The following is an 18,612-nucleotide window of genomic DNA, read 5'->3' on the forward strand; positions in this document are numbered from 1 at the left end:
TTAAATAACCCCCATCAATGAAAGCATAACTATAAACATAGCTACAGGTGTTATGTAGCGAAGTGAAAAGTACCATAACTCAAAAGACTTTCCAAGTTGTGGTTTTAAAATAGATTCAACTCTTTGTTTCTCAATTACAAAACCTACAAAAACCGCCATTATAAGTCCACCAAGTGGAAGCATGATAGCAGCTGTAATATGATCAACCCAATCAAAAAAGTTTTTATCTCCCCAAGTTAATACCTCTTTATAGCCGTCTATATTTGAGAGTAGGGCAATAATACCAACAAGATAGAAAAACAGACCCATCGCTACAGATGCTTTTACTCTGCTCCATTTGAACCTATCTATAAAGTACTGAACCATAGGCTCAACTAGTGAAACTGAAGATGTAAGTCCTGCAAATGCTAAAGCCAAGAAAAATAAAACGGCAAATATATTTCCTAAAATCCCCATCTCATAAAATGCAGCTGGTAATGAGATGAAAACAAGTCCAGGTCCTTTTGCAGGTCCTGCACCGTATTGGTAAAGGAAAGTAAAAAGCATAAGTCCAGCTACTATAGCAATAGCTGTATCTAAAAATACAACCCAAAAAGCGTTTTGAACAATGTTTGAGTTTTTCTCCATGGAAGCTGAGTAGGTCATAATAGCACCCATACCAAGAGATAGTGTGAAAAATGCATGTCCTACCGCTGTTACAAAAGCGTCAGAGTCTATTTTAGACCAGTCAGATGCAAACATAAATTCAACTGAGCGTGAGAATGAATCTAAGCTAACAGCATATGCAAACATACCAAGCAAGATGATCATAAGTGTGGGCATTAAAACCATATTTATTTTCTCAATACCGCCTTTAATACCACGTGTGAGAACATAAGTGATCCAAGCAAAAGCAATAGTATGATAAAAAAGCTGTGTAAATATATCAGTATGAAGCATAGCACTAAATGTCGTTTCAGCTTCTTTTACAGATGCAGGCAAGTGTGTTAAAGACGTGACAATATAATGAAAGATCCATCCTATTACAACTGAGTAAAAGATCATAATAAACAGACCTGCTAAGCCTTGGAAGCCACCATATTTCCATTTTTCTTTGTGTCTAGGGGCTAGATCTTCAAAAGATGTAACTGTATCTTTTCTACCCATATAACCGATTAACATCTCTGCTATCATAATAGAAAAACCAATAAGTAAAACTGTTATAAGATATATAAGTACAAAAGCACCACCGCCATACTCACCTGCAATATATGGAAATTTCCATATATTTCCCAGTCCAACAGCACTTCCGGCTGCTGCTAAAATAAAACCAATCCGACTAAACCTAGCTATTTTCATATGTCAAAACCCCTTGAATTGAGGATATTATACAGAAAATGAAAAAAATGTCAAAAAACTATTGACATATTTTATAAAATTGTCTATAATTTCGCCTCATTAATCAGCTATGTGTTGGTTTTTGTAACAGGTCGGGGTGTAGCTCAGTATGGTTAGAGTACTTGGTTTGGGACCAAGGGGCCGAAGGTTCGAGTCCTTTCACCCCGACCACTCTTTTTTTATGTTTAATTAGACTTATGGTGAGATTAGCTCAGCTGGTTAGAGCACTGGTTTGTGGTGCCGGGGGTCGCGGGTTCGAATCCCGTATCTCACCCCATGAATTAAATATAAAAAAGTAAATAACATTAAAAATTAATAAATTTTTGTGGCGTCCGTGGCTCAACTGGATAGAGTTTCGGACTTCGGATCCGACGGTTATAGGTTCGAATCCTATCGGGCGCACCATTTATTTAAATGTATGCGTCCTTAGCTCAGCTGGATAGAGCAATGCCCTTCTAAGGCATCGGTCACACGTTCGAATCGTGTAGGGCGTACCACTTTTTATTTATGTTAATGTCTGAAGAGACATAAAACACTTTCTACAACGTGCGCGGATGTGGTGAAATTGGTAGACACGCCAGACTTAGGATCTGGTGCCGCAAGGTGTGGAGGTTCGAGTCCTCTCATCCGCACCATTTAAAGCTATAGCGAACTTTTAAAGGTTTTCTAAACGCTTAAAACTTCAAATAATAATCTTATTGGGTACGGTTTAGGGTACGGTTCTAGCAGAGCTTAAAACTAAATTTATTTTAAGATTACTTCAAAACATTAAGCATAAAAATCATATAAAGTATATTTTTATAACACCATGTTATTTGATAATACACTATATAACTAAAATAATGTATTTTTGGATTTATTTACTTTTTTTTTCATTTTAATACAATTTCGGCATACAACTAATTACTGTGTGCAGGGAGCCAAAAACTGCACAATAAGGATTCTTTGAATCCTTGCACAGAGTAATTGATGTGTATGTTTTTTGGCTCTCATGCGCATTTGTATAATTATTCTTAATCCAGATCCAGACCAAACCAAAATATTATGAATGATATATTATTGAAGGTTCTATCGGAAGATAAGAACCTAATCATTTACAGAAAAGAACTTAATAAACTGACGGGTAGTGTCACAGCTACTATATTGCTTCAACAAATGATTTTTCATTCGTCTAATCATAACTATAAACCATTTTATAAGTTTATTGAACCTTCACCAGCTAACGAACTATACAGAGAAGGTGATAGCTGGACTGAAGAGCTTGGTTTCACAAAATATGAGTTTAGAACAGCATACAAAAAGTTAGAAGAACTAAAAATTGTAAGCAAAAAAACAACAATGACAAGGGTAACTTATTACACTTTAAATAAGTCTCACTTAGGTAAGTTGATAAAGTCAATTTACGTGGAAGAGATAGAAATTGAAAAAGAGCCTAAAAATGCCGAAAATAAGGATATTACTAATGTAAGTGGAGAAAGTCAATTTACGTATGTTGATAATAACGATCTAGATTATAGTAAAATCAAAAGACAGAGACTTCCTCTAGATGATGAGGATGAAGGGGTCATAACTGAAAAACTTGATCTGACTTACCTTGATGATTATGTTTATGAAGTCACTAAAAATGGAAATAATATCAAAAGCTCGTTTACCAACTACCGAAACCAGATAAAAGAAGTACTCAAAGACAGAACACATAAAAACCATCAAAAGACACTGCGGAACTATAGGACTTTTCTGAACAAGCGTATAGCTAAAGAGAGTAAAGAAGTTGTCGAAGAAAAGCCAATTGAACAACTCTCAGAGATAGTTGAGATCGATATAAATAATTATGTTGGAAAAAGAATAAATGGAAAATATGATGAAGGAACAGTTGAGAGAATCAAAACACTAGGCATAGATACTTATGAGGTAGTTTACATGGGGAAAGGTATACATCAGTCCCAGCTACTTCCACACACTGAATTAATGACAGGTAGTCAAATTATTAAGCAAACTAAGGCTAGTTGAAATACTAAATTATTTTTTCAAATTAATATTAATTGTGACAAGTACATATACTTCAGCGTTTGAATAAGAATTTGTTAATTCTGTGATTAACTTTTTAGCTCTTGGTTTATCTATACTAGCAAATATATTAAATTTTGAAATAGCTTTTTGGTTTAAAATTTCAAATAGAACCTCTTTGGCATTATTTGTATTAAAACTATCTTTGTGCTCATTATAAATATCTTTGAATAAGTCTAAATTGTTTTTTAAGTTCCAGGAAGTTTTATTAAAATTAAAATTATATTGAATATACTCAAGCAATGTATCATCTTTTTTGGTGTTTGTACCGAGTTTTATAAATAACTCATCGTATGACAAATTTTTAACAAGTTCAAATTTTCTGATCTCACCAGTATCATTTAACTCATTAAGGTCTTCTTTTTCAAGCGAGTTCAAAAAAACTACTATAGGATAATTTTCTTTCACATACCTATAGTATGTTGTTTTACTGATATGAAGGAGCTTACAAATTAGTTCTGGCATATATTGACCTTGTTGTTTAAAATGAATACAGTAATTATAGCAAAAAATACTATATGATACTAATAGGTACTATATGACACTAATTAATATTAAATTAAGTATCAAAATAGTATTATTTGATAATTTAAGTATCATATAGTACCTGTATGTATGTTATGATACCATATAAGAGATTGGAGAAGAAATGGAAAACGATATGACAATAGACAAAGATAAATACAATGAAATTTATGAAAATCTAAAAAATATAATAAATCTCCTTCAAAACATGCAAACTAATGCACCCAATGATGTTAAATACGTTACAGTCGCTGAAGCAGCCCAAATAACTAAGCTATCGGAACAGAAGATAAGACAGATGATCGATGAAGGAACTATTAAAATAAATCCAGATTTTGGTCGTGCAAAACGCATATATATAGATAGCTTGTAAAATAATAAAAATGCTATTTAAAAAGAAAAATAGAAACTATAGAAGCTACATTAATGAAGATTAAAATATATGAAAACGACTATCTTGAACTTTATGTTCATCTTGATGATAGAGTTAAAGGTAAGAAAGAATATAAGTCATTCAATAATCTGGGTGTAATGTTTCCCAAGAATGAAAGCAAAGACTTAGATGTAGCTATCCTAGAAGGCTTTTCAATCTTTGATTTAAAAGGGGCGTTATCATCTTTTATTTCAAAGCAATTTCCAAAAACCCAAAAAAACAAAATGCTGAAATTTGATGGATTCGAAGCAAAAATAGCGCAAACTAATAAGGTGTACTCTTTGAAATTATATTTTTCAAAGAACATTTATATACCGGATCAAGGCAGACATAATATGGAAATAACATTGTTTTTATCATTGCTTGAATGCAATATATTTCATTCAAAACTAAATAAAATACTCCACGAATGTAGTTTTGTTCACTAAGGATATAGATGAAAGGCAGCATAAACAATCAGGCTAATCAACTATGGAAGGTATCAGATGGAATAGGGGTGTCTAAAAAAGATTCAAGAGAAAACAGTGGTATTTCTGCAATGTCTGGACATAAAATGTCTTATAAGATTCATTCACTTCGCTCAAAACAAGAGTTCATCCGAATCTCAAAAGAGCTTCTTACTTATGCAAAAACCGTGTATGGTATAAAAGATATGCAACAGATAAATAATCAAGTTGTTTCAACATTTATCACAGATAAAATCGAAGACGGAATACTAAGGGATTCGCTTTCATCATATATTTCTTTGCTTCAAAAAGTACAAATCAACCTTGACAAAATGCCAAAAAAAATAGATGCACATAATAATCTTTATAGTATAGATAAATTGAAAGAACTAAGAGTGGAAATAGATAAACATGCTGTTAGTTCTAAGCATGTTAATAAGGCATATACTAATCCTAATTCAATAGTTTCTTCTGTTGAAGGTGACTTAAAAATAGCTGCACAATTGCAAGTTCAAAATGGTTTGAGAGTTCATGAAGCAACACGGATAAAGTCCAACAATATGCTTGGAAAAAATACTATACACGTTCAGGGTAAAGGCGGTTTTACAAGAGATGTGAGGGTCGAGCCAAAGTTATATAAAGAGATTGAAAAGCATATAAATAAGTATGGCTCATACAATATAGAGTACCGAAATTATTATAATGAATTGAAAAATGCAGTTAGTTTAAACAATGAAAAATGGAATGGAACACATGGTTTACGTTACAACTATGCTCAAAGAAAAATGGCAGAATATCAGCGTGAAATGCCATATAGATCAGCACTTCAAAAAGTTAGTTTTGAACTAGGTCATAAGCGTGCAGATATCACAAAGCACTACCTAAAGGCGAGTTAAATGGAGATCAAAAAGAGCATAAAAAAGTTAAATTCTAAGCTTCAAAAAATGACTGAAAGTGAAGCTCAGGAAGAGATTTTAAAGCTTGTAAATAGCTATGATTTGTTTATAAGATATGGCGCAACTGATAAATTAACAGCATTTATAAATTCAATATATACACCAAAAACTAAAACCAATCTTACGAAAGAAAAAGAGATAAAACATCAAAAAAAACTAAAAAATGATAGTCGATACGCCACACTATACAACTTAAAAGATGAATTGATAGCTAAGCTAAAAGAAGGAATGAGTTACAGAGAAGTGGCAAAATATTTGAGCACATACAAAGTGGCTAATTCATACAGAAATAGCAAGAAAAAGCCAATATTCAATAAGATGTATATACATAGGTTCTGCAAGGAACATTGTATAAAACCTTACAAATTATCTAGTTAGCTAATGTAGTGTTGATATATTAATTGTAAAATACCAATTGCTATAGCTGTGTAAAAAGATATTTTAATTCCATAAAAAAAATCTTCAAAAAATTTATGCATATTTACTCCTTCTATTTTAATTATTAAATTGTATAAGTCTATTGACAAGTTTAATATTAAGAATAGTTGCGATTGTGGAAGTTCTCTGAGTTTGATAAATTTTACTCGAAACAACTGTAACACATTACTGTAACAGGATAAAGAAAGCTAAATCTTTTAAGCTACTATATTATGGTTAGAGTAGCCATCGGTCAAGTTAAAGCAAAGCGGGAACTTGACCGAGGGTAGGAAAACCTACACTCGCGTTTATTTCGGCATTTTCGCGTGTTCACACGCTTCAAAAATCCGAAATCAACCGAATAATGATTTTGATTTCGCGTGAGCCGCGAACTCAAAATCCCGAGTTTTTCAAGAGAAAAAGCTGCGCTTTTTTACTGTAAATTTGACAATCAATATAAAAACTAGGGACAATATAACTTACATTTTTTATTTATATAAAACTTGTTGAACTTTGACTTAACCACATCACGGTTACCTTGTCTGAATAAAAGCAATTGGGCTATACAGATAATGCAGCATTTTTTAAATGCCTTCCGGATTTATTTCCGAAATATAAAGTAGTGAATATCATTACTAAATATTTGGGTTCTTGTTTTGCGAGTATAAAAAAATGCGAAAAATGAAAAATAATTTTTGACTTACCTCAATTATTATTACGTAGTTGTTTTCATTTTCCTTTTACCGGGTCTTTAACAACACATCAACAGGTGCTGACCTACCTCATAAGGTTGTTTTATTTTTCTGTGAGACACTGAAAGAATTTTAACTATTTGGTTAGTTGATTCAAATAGGTGTATAGTTAAATAATGCAAAAAAATAGTGACATTAATATGTCATCTGTAGTTTATTTTTTCAGACCATTTAATTGGTTTTTATAAGCACACGTTTTGCTCAAGTTTTACGATAAAACGAGAAGAAGATTTTTTAATTTTATAGTATGCGGTTTGCATAAGTAAGTTTGACATCTGGTAAGTTGTTTCTTGTATGTTTCAAGCTTGACAAATTTATTACTTGTTTTAAAAATGATTTAGTCACTATTTTAGTAAAGACTTTAACAAGCTAAAGAGAACGAAACTCTCACAAAATATCTGATAATTTATTTTATCCATGTCATCACTGTTCAATGACATTAAATAATTGAATAATTTGCTTAACATTAACAACCAAAACAGTAATACAAAAAAATAAATCATTTTAAAATATTTATAAAAAGTATTAATTAGATGTCAAAAAAGTATTAATTAGATGCATAATTAGTTCATAGATAAATGACTTATAAAAAAATGATTCCCTATTATAGGATATAAAATTAAAAAAAAATTATAATTTTAAAAGTATTAATTAGATGCACTATCCCTGTTTTAGGTGCTTTGTAAAGCCTGTTTTTAACTATAGAAGAAAAAATACTACAACTTTAATCTACTTATGATGTAATACAAAATACAAAATATATTATTTTAATGTCAATTTGACATATTTTGAATATGAGAAAATTTTTTATAATAAAGTTCTATCATGGATACTAAAAAACTATTAGAAGAACTTAGTGAAGATTGTTTATCAGAGCTTACAAAACATAAATACAATAAGCATTTAGATATATCTGACAGATATAGAAAAGGTAAGATTGTTTCCTATGAGTATATACTTGATCTAATTTATTATTTTTATGAAAAAGATAGAGCTCTTAAAGTAGAATTTGAAGACATGATCATTAAACAAATTGAGTATATAAAATCATTAAATGAAGGTGACTACCAAGATGGAATAAGTGATGTACTCAAATGGACTAGAAACAAACTCAACAAAAATGGAATAAAGTAATGAAGCTTTTATTGATTAAGTTGAAGATCTATGTTTACAACCTCAGAAAGAAGATGTTGAAGGTTTAGTTTTAGATCAAAAAAATACGAAGGTTTATAAAATGTTACTAGAACTGTTAGACCAGCTAAATAATCCTGGTATTATATTTTTATCAATTATTGTAGTTTTTATGTATATATTTAAACTGCAATTGGATTCTATGCCAGATGTAGATAAGAAAGCCATCTCTACTGATAAATATTTAGAAATTAGAAAAAAACTTAGCAAGTGTTAAAGAGGATGGATAAAATACTAATATACTCAGGATTAGCATTACTCATTATAGGCCTTATATGGCAATTTATTCCAGGAGCATTTAGTTGGATTGGTAATTTACCCGGTGATATAAAATATAAAAATGAAAACACCAGCTTTTATTTTCCAATAACTACCATGATAGTTATCAGTATTACCTTATCTTTGATATTTAGATTTTTTGGAAAGTAGCTAACTGCATCAATGGTTCAATAAATAAAAAAACTAAGAGGAACATATGAAAAAACTATCAATACTACTACCACTTTTAATCTCAATAGCATTTGCACAAATACCTATAGAAGAAAAACTGTTTATAAAGAAGTTTTTCAATAAAAAACAGTGTGATCAGATTATAGATAAAACGTATTATGAAATTTGCTACAACTATAAAGCAAAAGGTGCAAACTATGTTTACTATGTGTTAGATGGTTCTAAAGTAAATAAAGGCAATATCAAAGAGCGACCTAGATTTTATGATGAACTAAAGCTACCTAGAAATTATCGCACTAAACACAGTGACTACACAAGAAACCAATATAAGATGGATCGCGGACACTTAGCAAATGATGCTTCTTTTGATTGGAGTGAAAAATCTCTTAAAAGTACCTACAGTATGGCTAATGTAATTCCACAATATAAAAACATAAATAGATACACATGGATTAAAGCTGAAAAGCTTGAGAGATTAGTAGCAACTAAACTTGGTAAAGTAAGTGTATTAAACAGTGTTATCTATTCTAACAGTCCTAAAACTATAGGTAGAAATAAAGTAGCAGTACCTAAAGCCTTTTGGAAGATGATCTTTAATAAAGAGAAAAACTATGAGCGCTGCTTTTACTATGAGAATATAATTGGACTTAAAACTAGAGGTGATAAGTTAAAAGATCATGAGGTTGAGTGTAATAGTCTATATTAATGTTCAACAAACTACTCTTTGTGTAACATAACATGAGAAAGCAAGTTTATCTTAAATATTTTTCATAAAAATCATCAATCTTTTCCAAAAAAAGAAAATCATTTAAGGTATTTATCTATATATTTAATTTTATATTCTTGACTGCCAACTCTATTTAAGCAATCATCATAAAAAGCATGTACTTCCAAACAATTATCATGAATAACATGTAGTTGATTAAAATAATTTTTAGCGCGTGGAAATGTTCTCCATTTAGTAATAGCGCCAGATATATTAGTGAATGTATTATTATCATGATGTACAACCAATGCATTCTCACATTCAATTATGGTACCAAAGTGGGAAACACCACCACCAACAACTTTACCTTTCCACTCTTGCAAGTGGACTTGTTTAACATTTGAGAAATAAGACTCATCTTCATTATTATTATCAAATGAAACAATTTCTAAACCTCCGTTAGAAGTTGCACGATATATTTTGTCCTGAAGCCCCCATGACAATCCATTAGTACTACTTTGACCAAATATCTCTTCCTCTGTAAACTTTTTATAGTACTCTCTAAAGTACTTTTTAGCATTATTAAAATTATTCCTTTCACTCCATCTATAAAGTTCAAGTTCAGCACTTTCTACTGTTGAACTGTTATATAAACTTATAAAAGAATAGTTTGAAAAAGTAGAATGCTTGTTTGATACTTGTATTATGTTATTTTCAACTATTGAACTATTAGGAACTATATTATCAATATTATTATTATATTCATATAACCCTGTTTGACCACCTGATAAGGATATTTGCCCAAAACCACTTGCATTAATTGAAAAAAGTTTATTATCCCATAACTTTTGAGGACGAGAAGACACTAGATACTTTTCATTTAAACTTCTATGCGCAGTTGAACTAAACAAGCCTTCTTCTGTTGCTGCATAAATCTTTTTATTAAATATATCCATATCTATAGTTAAATATTTAAATGGGCTTTTTTGCTTAGAATACAAGTATTCGTTAAGTTCGTTTATACTAATGGTTAATTCTTTATTTGCATAATTATCCATCAAATTAGAAATAATGTTGTGTACACTATTAATCTTCATAATTTTTAAAATAAATTCATTATGAAATGCATGACTTTGCCTAAATATATCGCTTATAAACTCTTCCGAATATATATCAAATTTAGATAAAACTAAATCATCCCAGTTTACTATTAATAAATCATTATCAAATGTCCACAGATATAATCTTCCCATATAAATGTACGAATCCCAATAGTCACCTTCAATTCTAATTTTCAAAGATTGCATGATTTACCTTGTATTATTTTGTTAAGCTTTGCTTTAGTAAGATAGTTTTCTTCCTTTAGTTTTTTTAAAAATGATGTTTCTGGTACATCTTGGGGATTATATTGATAATCCGCTGGATACCCATGCCATTCTCTATTGTTTGAATGTTTTGTAAATTTTGCAAATTTAATGTTTGTAGAGTTATTATTTTCACCTAATTTAGATAAAGAACCATAACTAGTATGTATACCCCAGCATAATTCTAAACTATCATACTGATTTACTCTTTTCCCTGTATAAGCTAACGCATTTTTAAAACAATTATACTCATCTGAAATCGCAATAGTCCATCGTGATATATTACCAATAAGACCATTTCTATGTTTAGAAATTGTTTTAAATAACTGACCACATTCTGTAGTGACAGTTTGATCTACTATAGTTGGTGCTGGCATACTCTTCCCTAACAAGTAAATTATTTTTCAACATTTAAATTATAATAATTTTAACATTATTTAGAAAAAAAAGGTGGTGTTATGTAACTAAATTGGATTACAGAATATAATTGGAATGTTCCCTATAAACCAGATACTCTATAATTCAACAATCTCTTACTTTTGGAGCAAAAACTAATGTTATATAGCTTGCTCCATTAATAGTTGAATATTTGAACAGTTATTTTTTACTCTCCAAAATGAACAGGTTCTTGAACTAACCTCTAATCATCCACTGTAACATCTCAATCAATTCTTTTCGCTTAAGCAACATTTTGTATGTTATGTAGTTTTTTAGGCAATTAACAAATATTTATGGTGTGTTTTTATATATGGGACTTAACACGCACAATATGTTTAAGAAAATTGCATATTCTTTACTAATTCTCTTATTATTATCATATATTGACTGTTTTTAATAATTAACACACATTTAATATGTAAGTTATTTTTGTTGTTTTAAGTTAGTGTGTATATAATATATTTGATTAAATAGTTATAGCAAAGGAGTAATATGCAAGGCTTTAAAGATTTTTTAGAAGAAACAGATGTAGATTATTTAATTGTTGATATTCCAGAAAGTTTATTGGATGACTCATTACTTCTATTAGAAGGTCGTTGGATAAATTCAGGTAAAAAAGGTTATCAAATGAGAATTGACAAACCTACTGATCATACACAAAAACTACATGTTCACATTGCAAAAGACAAACATATAAATACAAAAACCCAACAAGTTGCATGGAATGACGATGGAACTAAACATGATAAAAAAACTTTTAATACAAAACTGGGTTCTAGCCCTAAAGTACAACAAATTGCAAAACAAGCTTTAAATCTTGATGATAATATTATTTTAGAAATGTATACTCCAACTAAACTTGGATTTATTTTAGAAAGTATTGAAACCAACCAACAAATTGGTAGAGAACCTGATTGTAGATTTGTTGTGAAGCTATAACAAATCATTGTAGAGAAATATTTGACCCTACGGCTCGAATATTTCTCAACTCAAACGTTAAAATACAATTTAGCAAGGAATACATAAACTATAATGAAACAGTATGATGAGAAAGATATAGAAAAAATTTTACAAAATCATTCAATAGAACTGTTCGATGCTTTACAGTATTATGATAAAGATATGTATACTCCTATCATAGAAAGAAATTGTGAAAAAGATAAATATGACTATTTTGATTTAGCTCACCAAGCATTAGAAAATGATGCTAATAGTTGGAATTTAAGCAATCTTTTAATAGATTTTATTCCATACACAAAAGTGAACCTTGATACAATATTACAATTTTATAAATTACTTCATTTCAAGGAAAATGGAACATCTATACATTTTCAAATAACAAAATCATTAGTGTCAAATAATCAGACTTTAGCTAAAAAACTGCTTGAAAAATTAGTTATTATTGAAAATGCTTTTATTATTCCGCATATTGCAGCTATATTAATTGAACTACATAATTCAAATGATGAATCTCAATATAAGACAATTATAGATTATTTGAAATCTAACAATATCATTCAACAACAATGTGCCATTTCTTATATTCACTTATTCGACTTTTCTGATGATGAGTTAAAAGAAATTTTTGAACTTTTCAAAGAAAAAGCAAAACTATCAAATGCTGAAATAGATAGAGCATTATTATATAGTTCTTATGATTTAATTGAAAAAGGTTGTGAATATTTTTCAGAAATATTACTTTTATATATTGATAATAACGATATAGAGATTAAATTTAATTTGTCTCAAATTTTAATGTATGCCAGCAAAAAGCACATTACTAAAGAATGGTTTAGAGAACTATTTAACTCAATCATTGATGTGGATATAGACAAACAACATGTTATTTTTAATATTGAATCTGTATTGAAAGAATTTTTAAAACTTGATGATTATGATTTTATAAGAGACTTTTTGTACAAATGGGTAGAAAAAGGAAACCTATCTTCAATTTCTTCAAAAAATACATTAAGTACTTTTAAACATGAATTTAATGAACATAAATTATTTAGTAAGTTTGTTACAGAATCTTTAGTGTATGAAAGTGCTAAACTGCATAAAGTTTTAGTAGATTTAATACAAAAAGATATAAAACTCAATGCTGATATAATGCAAACATGGAATAAAGACGATTATTTATATGTTTGTCGAAAAACACTTGGTTATTTTTATGAATTTAAAACTATGAATACTCTAATATTTTCAATGTTATCGGTAGAGAATCTTTCAGATGATATAAAAAATATAATTTTTGAGGTTTTGGTAAATCATATTGGAAAAGACTATTCTTATGATACATTGGAGTATTTCAAAACACTAGAAGATTCAAAACTCAATAAAAATGAAATGCAAGCCAAAGACATTGTCATTGAAGAGTTAGAGAAAAGAAATAAACAAATTAAAAATTTGCCAATATTAAAAGAATTAACACCACCATCTCAACAAAATAGAATAATTTCAAGAACTAATAGTATAGCCATGCAAAAAGCAATGGACAAATCAGGAGAAGATTCTTTTTTATCCTCATTGTTTTCTAAAATTCTTATTCGGTATGGGAAAGGTTCTTTCTCTGAAATTGACGGAAAATTTAGTGATGTAATGTACCTTCAAAGTTTTAGTCATTCAGTAACAATGCCAAACGCGACTAGAACCCACCCTGTTGACCATGAACTAGAACGATTCAGTTTTAGAATGGTTAAAAAAGGTCAATAGATGAAATTAATTATAAAAGAGTATTTGAGCTTATTGAAAGAATCAAAAGAACTTGATAGTTTAATACCTGAATTATTATTAGCTATGGGACATGAAGTTATTAGTAAACCAAAAATTGGTGTTAACCAATTTGGGGTAGATGTTGTATCAGTTAGTAATGATGAAGTATATATATTTACTATTAAACAAGGGAATATTGCTAGAGGTGACTGGAACACAGGAGATCAAGCTGTTAAACCATCTTTAGATAGTATATTAAATGTTTACATTCATACACATTTAGAAGAAAAATACAAAAATCTACCTATTAAAATCATTCTAGCTACTAGTGGTGATATGGAACAAACTATTCAATTGGAATGGGGTCAATATACAACCAATAATTCAAAAGATAAGCTTAAATTTGAATTTTGGGGAGGAGATAAACTTGCTCTTCTTATAGAGGAGTATATTTTTAATGAATTTATCATTCCAAAAGAACAAAGAAGTCTATTTAGAAAAGCATTAGCATTAATCGGAGATACTGACTATGATTTAAGAGATTATTATCAATTTTTAAATGAAATATTATTTAAAAATGAGTTAGAAAAAAAGTCTGATAAAAAGATATTAAAAGCATTGAGATTAATATATTTATCTTTAAATATTGTTGTCTATTGGTCTCAAAGTGAAAATAATTTAAAGCACGGGTTATTAGCTACAGAGAGGACGCTTCTAAATATATATGAATTCCTAAATAGCAATAATTTTATGACAAAAAGAAATTTAAAGAAAATATTACATAAGGTTTATGAAAAAAATTTTCAAACAATAGAAAATTATTGTAAAAAAATCTATCCATTAATTGAAGTTGAAAATGGATTATCGTTTAGAGGGCATGATTTTTTACAAGAGAGTTTAATCCTATTTGAACAATTAGGCATTTTTGCATTGTATGGGAACTTATATTATTTATCAGCATATACAGATGAAGATAATTTTGATTATACAAAATATGAAGAAATAAATAAACATTTAAAACTAATGATCAAAAATCATAAAGGTTTATATAATCCAGTTTATGATGAACATATTATTGATATATCTTTAGCTTTGCATTTTTTAGAATTCTGGAATGAAATTGAATTTATTAATGAGTGGGTTTATAACATAATATCTCATATAGAATTTGCATACTATCAAGGCAACTATTTCCCTATTGATACAAATAGTTTTGATGACTTAGTTGAGTGTAACTTAGGAGATAAAAAAGACTTAAAAGATTATATAAAGACATCTACACTTATTCCAACACTTGCTTTTTGGTGTGTTAAATTGGGATTGATTGAAAACTATAAATATTTGTATAAAGTTTCTCAAGATATTTATAAAGAAACAACCTTACAAATCTGGTTTGCAGATAGTGAACTTGAAAATTATGTTTATAAGACTAGTGCATCAATTGAAAGTGGTCATGTATTTGCTCCAATGAAAATATATGAAAATATTTCTGAAATGGGCAGTATCATAAACAAATTAAAAGATAGTGAGCATTTAATAAATTTAGAAAATAAAGAAATGCCAATTTTATACTTTATTTCAAGTAGATATTTTAGGATGCCAATATTGTCACATGTTTTAATTGATGGCAAAGATATATTATGAAATTTTTAACAAATCTTAGCACCGAACAGCAAGCTATTGGTGAGATCCTACGTTAAGTTTCTAAATCTCTTATTCTTTGAACATATAATAGTGCTACAATTTTTCTGTGTTACACAAAGTATTCAAAAAGTATAATAAGTGAATTTCCTCAATCTCTAAGGAGTTATTGTAAATAATTTATCTCATCTTCAAGTTTTTTCAAAATATCAATCATTTCTTCAAACTCTAACTTCTTATCAAATATCAGAAGTGTTATTTTGTTAAAACTTCTTTTACGTATCATAAAACTTCTCTACAAATCCAACTATCTCATCAAGGATTCTAGGTATCACTTTCTTCCTCTCTAAGAGCTTTGGTTTAACTTGTAGAGTTTTAGCTATATCGTCATTGAGCGGTTTTCTACCATCATAAAGATAAGTGTCTATAACATTAGTGAGTTCTGCTCTGTGTAGCTTCTCTTTCTCCACTAGTGCACTTATAGCCTTCTCTTTCTCAACTTCAACAAACTTATCGTATTCATCTTCAATGTCATCAGGGTTGATACCTTGCAGTGAAGTATCTATAAACTGTTCAATCAACTCACGTTTACTTCTAAGCTGTGGATTAGAGTTAAGGATGTTTGTGATGTTCTCTCTTTGTTTTTTCTTCTCTTCAGGGCTACCTGCTTCTGTGTATTTTGCTAAGAGTTTCAAGATGTAAGCTACATTAATCTCATCTTTGTGTATTAGCTCTAGCTCAAAGTCTACATCTTCTAGAATAGAGACCTTATCACCTTCACCTGCTCCTTGACCTTTCATCTTGTCATATAAATCAAGATACTTAGACTTATAGTCTTCATATTCCTGCTCAGACATATCCAAATCAGACCACTTGAAGTTACTAAAGCCATCTAAGATGTTCTTTGTTCTCATTAAAGCTCTAAAGGCTTGAACAAACTCTAGCTCTGCATTCTCATCTACAAGCTCATCCACACTTGAAACTGTTGGAGCTATAGCTTTTAACTTTTTAACATCTTCATTAAACCTACTTACATACTCATCATAAGGTTGCATTAGGATTATGTCTTTAGCTTCTTTGTTTGAGAACAGTGCTATAGCGTCATCTGTGTTCTTCTTTAGGTTTCTAAAGCAAACGATGTTACCCTGAGACTTCTTCTCACCTAATATTCTGTTTGTTCTACTATAAGCTTGTATAAGCCCGTGATACTTCAAGTTCTTATCTACATAAAGAGTATTAAGGCTAGGAGAGTCAAATCCTGTGAGGAACATATTGACTACTAGCAGTATATCTATATCTCTGTTTTTTACCTTCTTAGAGATGTCATTGTAGTAGTTGTAGAAGCTCTGAGAGTCACGTGTTGTAAACTTAGAGCCAAACATAGCATTATAATCTTGTATGTACTCTTCAAGCTTATCCCTTGAATGCTTATTGATGTGAGACTCATCTATATGTGCACCGTCACTCTCATCAAGTTCATAGATACCATTAGCATCTTTATCGTCCTCATTAGCAGAATAACTAAAGATAGTAGCTATTTTAAGATTATGGTTCTTGAGCTTAAAGAACTCATAGTACTTAGTAAGAACATCTACACTGCTCACACACATCATAGCTGTAAACTCTTTAGAATGAGTTTTTCTATCGTGGTTAGCTATGATATAATCAACTATCTTGTCTATTCTCTCATCACTCTCTAGTAGCTCTTTGATGTCTATGTTTTCAACTTCTATGTCTATTGCAGTTGCACTATCTTCTTTTTCTTTGTATCTACCTACATACTCTACAGAGAATTTTAGAACATTATCATCGCTAATAGCATCTGTAATAACATACCTATGGAGTATCTCATCAAACAGCTCTGCCGTAGTTCTTTTACCATACTTGTTACCTACAGCATTCTCAGGGAAGATAGGTGTTCCTGTAAAACCTATGAGCTGAGCATTGGTAAAGAAGCTTGTAATGTTCTTGTGAGTTTCCCCAAACTGTGACCTGTGACACTCATCGAAGATAAAGACTATATTCTTATCTCTTAAAGCTTCCATATCTTTTAGATAATGAGGTTTACTTATAGCAGTGTTTAGCTTCTGAATAGTGGTGATGATAAGGTCAGAGTCTTTTAGTACACCTTTTTTATCTTTGTGTTGACCTAAGAACTGATTTACCAGTACCTTAGTGTTGTCAGTACCATCCACAGAGCCATCTGAGAAGCTGTTAAACTCTTTGGATGTCTGATAGTCTAAATCTTTTCTATCTACTACAAACACCACCTTGTCAACTTCAGGAAGTTTAGTGAGTATCTGAGAGGCTTTAAATGATGTAAGAGTCTTACCTGAACCTGTTGTATGCCATATATAGCCGTTTTTGTTGGTGTTTTTAATCCTATCAACTATAGCTTCAACTGCATAGTACTGATAAGGTCTAAGAACCATAAGTATCTTTAGAGTCTCAGCTAGTACTATGTACTTACATATCATCTTAGAAATGTGACATCGCTCCAAAAAGACACTTGTAAACTCTTCTAGGTTTGTGATGTTCTTATTGTCCTTATCTGCCCAAAAGAATGTCTGCTTAAATGTCTGCTTTTTGTTGTTTGAGTAGTACTTAGTATTTACACCGTTAGAGATAACAAAGATTTGAACATAGTGAAATAAAGCACTGTTAAAGCCATAAGAGTGCCTTTGGTATCTGTTGATTTGATTGAAGGCTTCTTTTAGCTCTAAGCCTCTTCTTTTTAGCTCTATCTGCACTAAAGGTAAGCCGTTAATAAGTAGCGTTACATCATATCTGTTCTTGTACTTTCCATCTATTGTAACCTGTTGCGTTACTTGAAATAGATTTTGACACCAGTGCTCTGAGTCTAAGAACTCTATATATGAAGTCTCTCCATCATCTTTAATAAGAGCAAACTTATCTCTAAGTATCTTAGCTTTTTCAAAGACATTACCTTTGTTTAGATGGTTAATTATTCTGTCAAACTCAGTGTCGCTTAGAGTAGTCTTGTTATGCTTCTCTAGTTGCTTCTTTAGGTTAGCTAATAGGTCTGCTTCATCATTGATAGATACTCTCTCATAACCACCACTAGCTAACTGCTTTACAAGGTTCTCTTCTAATACTGCTTCACTTTGTCTACTCAT

General features: G+C 30.0%; 17 protein-coding genes and 5 tRNA genes. 17 read left to right on the forward strand and 5 right to left on the reverse strand.

What is annotated here, in order from left to right; translation table 11 throughout:
* Window positions 1-1,338, reverse strand: a complete 1,338-nt coding sequence (locus ABZA65_RS06965) for a sodium-dependent transporter (protein WP_373072055.1) — start codon at window positions 1,336-1,338, stop codon at window positions 1-3.
* Between the two features lie 132 nt (window positions 1,339-1,470).
* On the opposite strand from ABZA65_RS06965, the gene ABZA65_RS06970 reads away from it, so the two are divergent.
* The 6 genes from ABZA65_RS06970 to ABZA65_RS06995 all read left to right on the forward strand — a co-directional run bounded on the left by ABZA65_RS06970 (window position 1,471) and on the right by ABZA65_RS06995 (window position 3,387).
* Window positions 1,471-1,548, forward strand: a tRNA-Pro gene (locus tag ABZA65_RS06970).
* Window positions 1,549-1,577: 29 nt separating this feature from the next.
* A tRNA-His gene (locus tag ABZA65_RS06975) sits at window positions 1,578-1,654 on the forward strand.
* Window positions 1,655-1,705: 51 nt separating this feature from the next.
* Window positions 1,706-1,782: transfer RNA gene (locus ABZA65_RS06980), tRNA-Arg, on the forward strand.
* 15 nt (window positions 1,783-1,797) lie between these two features.
* Window positions 1,798-1,874: transfer RNA gene (locus ABZA65_RS06985), tRNA-Arg, on the forward strand.
* Window positions 1,875-1,927: 53 nt separating this feature from the next.
* A tRNA-Leu gene (locus tag ABZA65_RS06990) sits at window positions 1,928-2,012 on the forward strand.
* Window positions 2,013-2,436: 424 nt separating this feature from the next.
* Window positions 2,437-3,387: a hypothetical protein gene (locus ABZA65_RS06995; protein ID WP_373072057.1), complete on the forward strand. Its 951-nt coding sequence runs from the start codon at window positions 2,437-2,439 to the stop codon at window positions 3,385-3,387.
* A 9-nt stretch (window positions 3,388-3,396) separates the two neighbouring features.
* Here the strand turns inward: ABZA65_RS06995 and ABZA65_RS07000 are convergent, their stop codons facing one another.
* The gene (locus tag ABZA65_RS07000) at window positions 3,397-3,909 is read right to left on the reverse strand and encodes a hypothetical protein (protein ID WP_373072059.1); all 513 of its coding nucleotides are present in this window, start codon (window positions 3,907-3,909) and stop codon (window positions 3,397-3,399) included.
* Window positions 3,910-4,093: 184 nt separating this feature from the next.
* Here ABZA65_RS07000 and ABZA65_RS07005 point away from each other — a divergent pair, with 184 nt between their 5' ends.
* The 8 genes from ABZA65_RS07005 (at window position 4,094) to ABZA65_RS07040 (ending at window position 9,320) form a co-directional block, all read left to right on the forward strand.
* The gene (locus ABZA65_RS07005) at window positions 4,094-4,342 is read left to right on the forward strand and encodes a helix-turn-helix domain-containing protein (protein WP_373072061.1); all 249 of its coding nucleotides are present in this window, start codon (window positions 4,094-4,096) and stop codon (window positions 4,340-4,342) included.
* A gap of 53 nt (window positions 4,343-4,395) precedes the next feature.
* Window positions 4,396-4,830, forward strand: a complete 435-nt coding sequence (locus ABZA65_RS07010; protein WP_373072063.1) for a hypothetical protein — start codon at window positions 4,396-4,398, stop codon at window positions 4,828-4,830.
* 8 nt (window positions 4,831-4,838) lie between these two features.
* On the forward strand, window positions 4,839-5,744 hold the full coding sequence (locus ABZA65_RS07015; RefSeq protein WP_373072065.1) for a hypothetical protein: 906 nt from the start codon (window positions 4,839-4,841) through the stop codon (window positions 5,742-5,744).
* The gene (locus ABZA65_RS07020; RefSeq protein WP_373072067.1) at window positions 5,745-6,182 is read left to right on the forward strand and encodes a hypothetical protein; all 438 of its coding nucleotides are present in this window, start codon (window positions 5,745-5,747) and stop codon (window positions 6,180-6,182) included.
* Between the two features lie 1,616 nt (window positions 6,183-7,798).
* Window positions 7,799-8,107: a hypothetical protein gene (locus ABZA65_RS07025; protein WP_373072069.1), complete on the forward strand. Its 309-nt coding sequence runs from the start codon at window positions 7,799-7,801 to the stop codon at window positions 8,105-8,107.
* A gap of 100 nt (window positions 8,108-8,207) precedes the next feature.
* Window positions 8,208-8,381: a hypothetical protein gene (locus ABZA65_RS07030; RefSeq protein ID WP_373072071.1), complete on the forward strand. Its 174-nt coding sequence runs from the start codon at window positions 8,208-8,210 to the stop codon at window positions 8,379-8,381.
* A 5-nt stretch (window positions 8,382-8,386) separates the two neighbouring features.
* Window positions 8,387-8,593 (forward strand): DUF2905 domain-containing protein, encoded by a 207-nt coding sequence (locus ABZA65_RS07035; RefSeq protein ID WP_373072073.1) that lies wholly within the window; start codon window positions 8,387-8,389, stop codon window positions 8,591-8,593.
* A 46-nt stretch (window positions 8,594-8,639) separates the two neighbouring features.
* On the forward strand, window positions 8,640-9,320 hold the full coding sequence (locus ABZA65_RS07040) for a DNA/RNA non-specific endonuclease (RefSeq protein ID WP_373072075.1): 681 nt from the start codon (window positions 8,640-8,642) through the stop codon (window positions 9,318-9,320).
* Window positions 9,321-9,418: 98 nt separating this feature from the next.
* Here ABZA65_RS07040 and ABZA65_RS07045 read toward each other — a convergent pair whose 3' ends face one another.
* Together ABZA65_RS07045 and ABZA65_RS07050 are read right to left on the reverse strand one after the other, a co-directional pair.
* Window positions 9,419-10,627, reverse strand: a complete 1,209-nt coding sequence (locus ABZA65_RS07045) for a hypothetical protein (RefSeq protein ID WP_373072077.1) — start codon at window positions 10,625-10,627, stop codon at window positions 9,419-9,421.
* Window positions 10,615-11,061 (reverse strand): hypothetical protein, encoded by a 447-nt coding sequence (locus ABZA65_RS07050; RefSeq protein WP_373072079.1) that lies wholly within the window; start codon window positions 11,059-11,061, stop codon window positions 10,615-10,617. The genes ABZA65_RS07045 and ABZA65_RS07050 overlap by 13 nt, the downstream gene beginning before the upstream one ends.
* A gap of 553 nt (window positions 11,062-11,614) precedes the next feature.
* Here ABZA65_RS07050 and ABZA65_RS07055 point away from each other — a divergent pair.
* The 3 genes from ABZA65_RS07055 (at window position 11,615) to ABZA65_RS07065 (ending at window position 15,478) form a co-directional block, all read left to right on the forward strand.
* Window positions 11,615-12,061 (forward strand): DUF6367 family protein, encoded by a 447-nt coding sequence (locus ABZA65_RS07055; RefSeq protein WP_373072081.1) that lies wholly within the window; start codon window positions 11,615-11,617, stop codon window positions 12,059-12,061.
* Between the two features lie 93 nt (window positions 12,062-12,154).
* Complete coding sequence (locus ABZA65_RS07060; protein WP_373072083.1) at window positions 12,155-13,834, forward strand: hypothetical protein; 1,680 nt, start codon at window positions 12,155-12,157, stop codon at window positions 13,832-13,834.
* Window positions 13,835-15,478 (forward strand): hypothetical protein, encoded by a 1,644-nt coding sequence (locus ABZA65_RS07065; protein ID WP_373072085.1) that lies wholly within the window; start codon window positions 13,835-13,837, stop codon window positions 15,476-15,478. It begins immediately after the preceding gene.
* Window positions 15,479-15,750: 272 nt separating this feature from the next.
* Here ABZA65_RS07065 and ABZA65_RS07070 read toward each other — a convergent pair whose 3' ends face one another.
* Window positions 15,751-18,612, reverse strand: coding sequence for a type I restriction endonuclease subunit R (locus tag ABZA65_RS07070; RefSeq protein WP_373072087.1), 2,862 nt, complete (start codon window positions 18,610-18,612; stop codon window positions 15,751-15,753).

Source organism: Sulfurimonas sp., assembly GCF_041583195.1.
In the GTDB taxonomy this organism is placed as follows: domain Bacteria; phylum Campylobacterota; class Campylobacteria; order Campylobacterales; family Sulfurimonadaceae; genus Sulfurimonas.

Bases quoted from the DNA above. Each gene is read 5' to 3' on its own strand.
- ABZA65_RS07055 (WP_373072081.1), top strand. From the start codon at position 11,615: ATGCAAGGCTTTAAAGATTTTTTAGAAGAAACAGATGTAGATTATTTA.
- ABZA65_RS07000 (WP_373072059.1), bottom strand. From the start codon at position 3,909: ATGCCAGAACTAATTTGTAAGCTCCTTCATATCAGTAAAACAACATAC.
- ABZA65_RS06965 (WP_373072055.1), bottom strand. From the start codon at position 1,338: ATGAAAATAGCTAGGTTTAGTCGGATTGGTTTTATTTTAGCAGCAGCC.
- ABZA65_RS07020 (WP_373072067.1), top strand. From the start codon at position 5,745: ATGGAGATCAAAAAGAGCATAAAAAAGTTAAATTCTAAGCTTCAAAAA.
- ABZA65_RS07050 (WP_373072079.1), bottom strand. From the start codon at position 11,061: ATGCCAGCACCAACTATAGTAGATCAAACTGTCACTACAGAATGTGGT.
- ABZA65_RS07070 (WP_373072087.1), bottom strand. From the start codon at position 18,612: ATGAGTAGACAAAGTGAAGCAGTATTAGAAGAGAACCTTGTAAAGCAG.
- ABZA65_RS07010 (WP_373072063.1), top strand. From the start codon at position 4,396: ATGAAGATTAAAATATATGAAAACGACTATCTTGAACTTTATGTTCAT.
- ABZA65_RS07025 (WP_373072069.1), top strand. From the start codon at position 7,799: ATGGATACTAAAAAACTATTAGAAGAACTTAGTGAAGATTGTTTATCA.
- ABZA65_RS07015 (WP_373072065.1), top strand. From the start codon at position 4,839: ATGAAAGGCAGCATAAACAATCAGGCTAATCAACTATGGAAGGTATCA.
- ABZA65_RS07005 (WP_373072061.1), top strand. From the start codon at position 4,094: ATGGAAAACGATATGACAATAGACAAAGATAAATACAATGAAATTTAT.
- ABZA65_RS07035 (WP_373072073.1), top strand. From the start codon at position 8,387: ATGGATAAAATACTAATATACTCAGGATTAGCATTACTCATTATAGGC.
- ABZA65_RS07065 (WP_373072085.1), top strand. From the start codon at position 13,835: ATGAAATTAATTATAAAAGAGTATTTGAGCTTATTGAAAGAATCAAAA.
- ABZA65_RS07030 (WP_373072071.1), top strand. From the start codon at position 8,208: ATGTTACTAGAACTGTTAGACCAGCTAAATAATCCTGGTATTATATTT.
- ABZA65_RS07045 (WP_373072077.1), bottom strand. From the start codon at position 10,627: ATGCAATCTTTGAAAATTAGAATTGAAGGTGACTATTGGGATTCGTAC.
- ABZA65_RS07040 (WP_373072075.1), top strand. From the start codon at position 8,640: ATGAAAAAACTATCAATACTACTACCACTTTTAATCTCAATAGCATTT.
- ABZA65_RS07060 (WP_373072083.1), top strand. From the start codon at position 12,155: ATGAAACAGTATGATGAGAAAGATATAGAAAAAATTTTACAAAATCAT.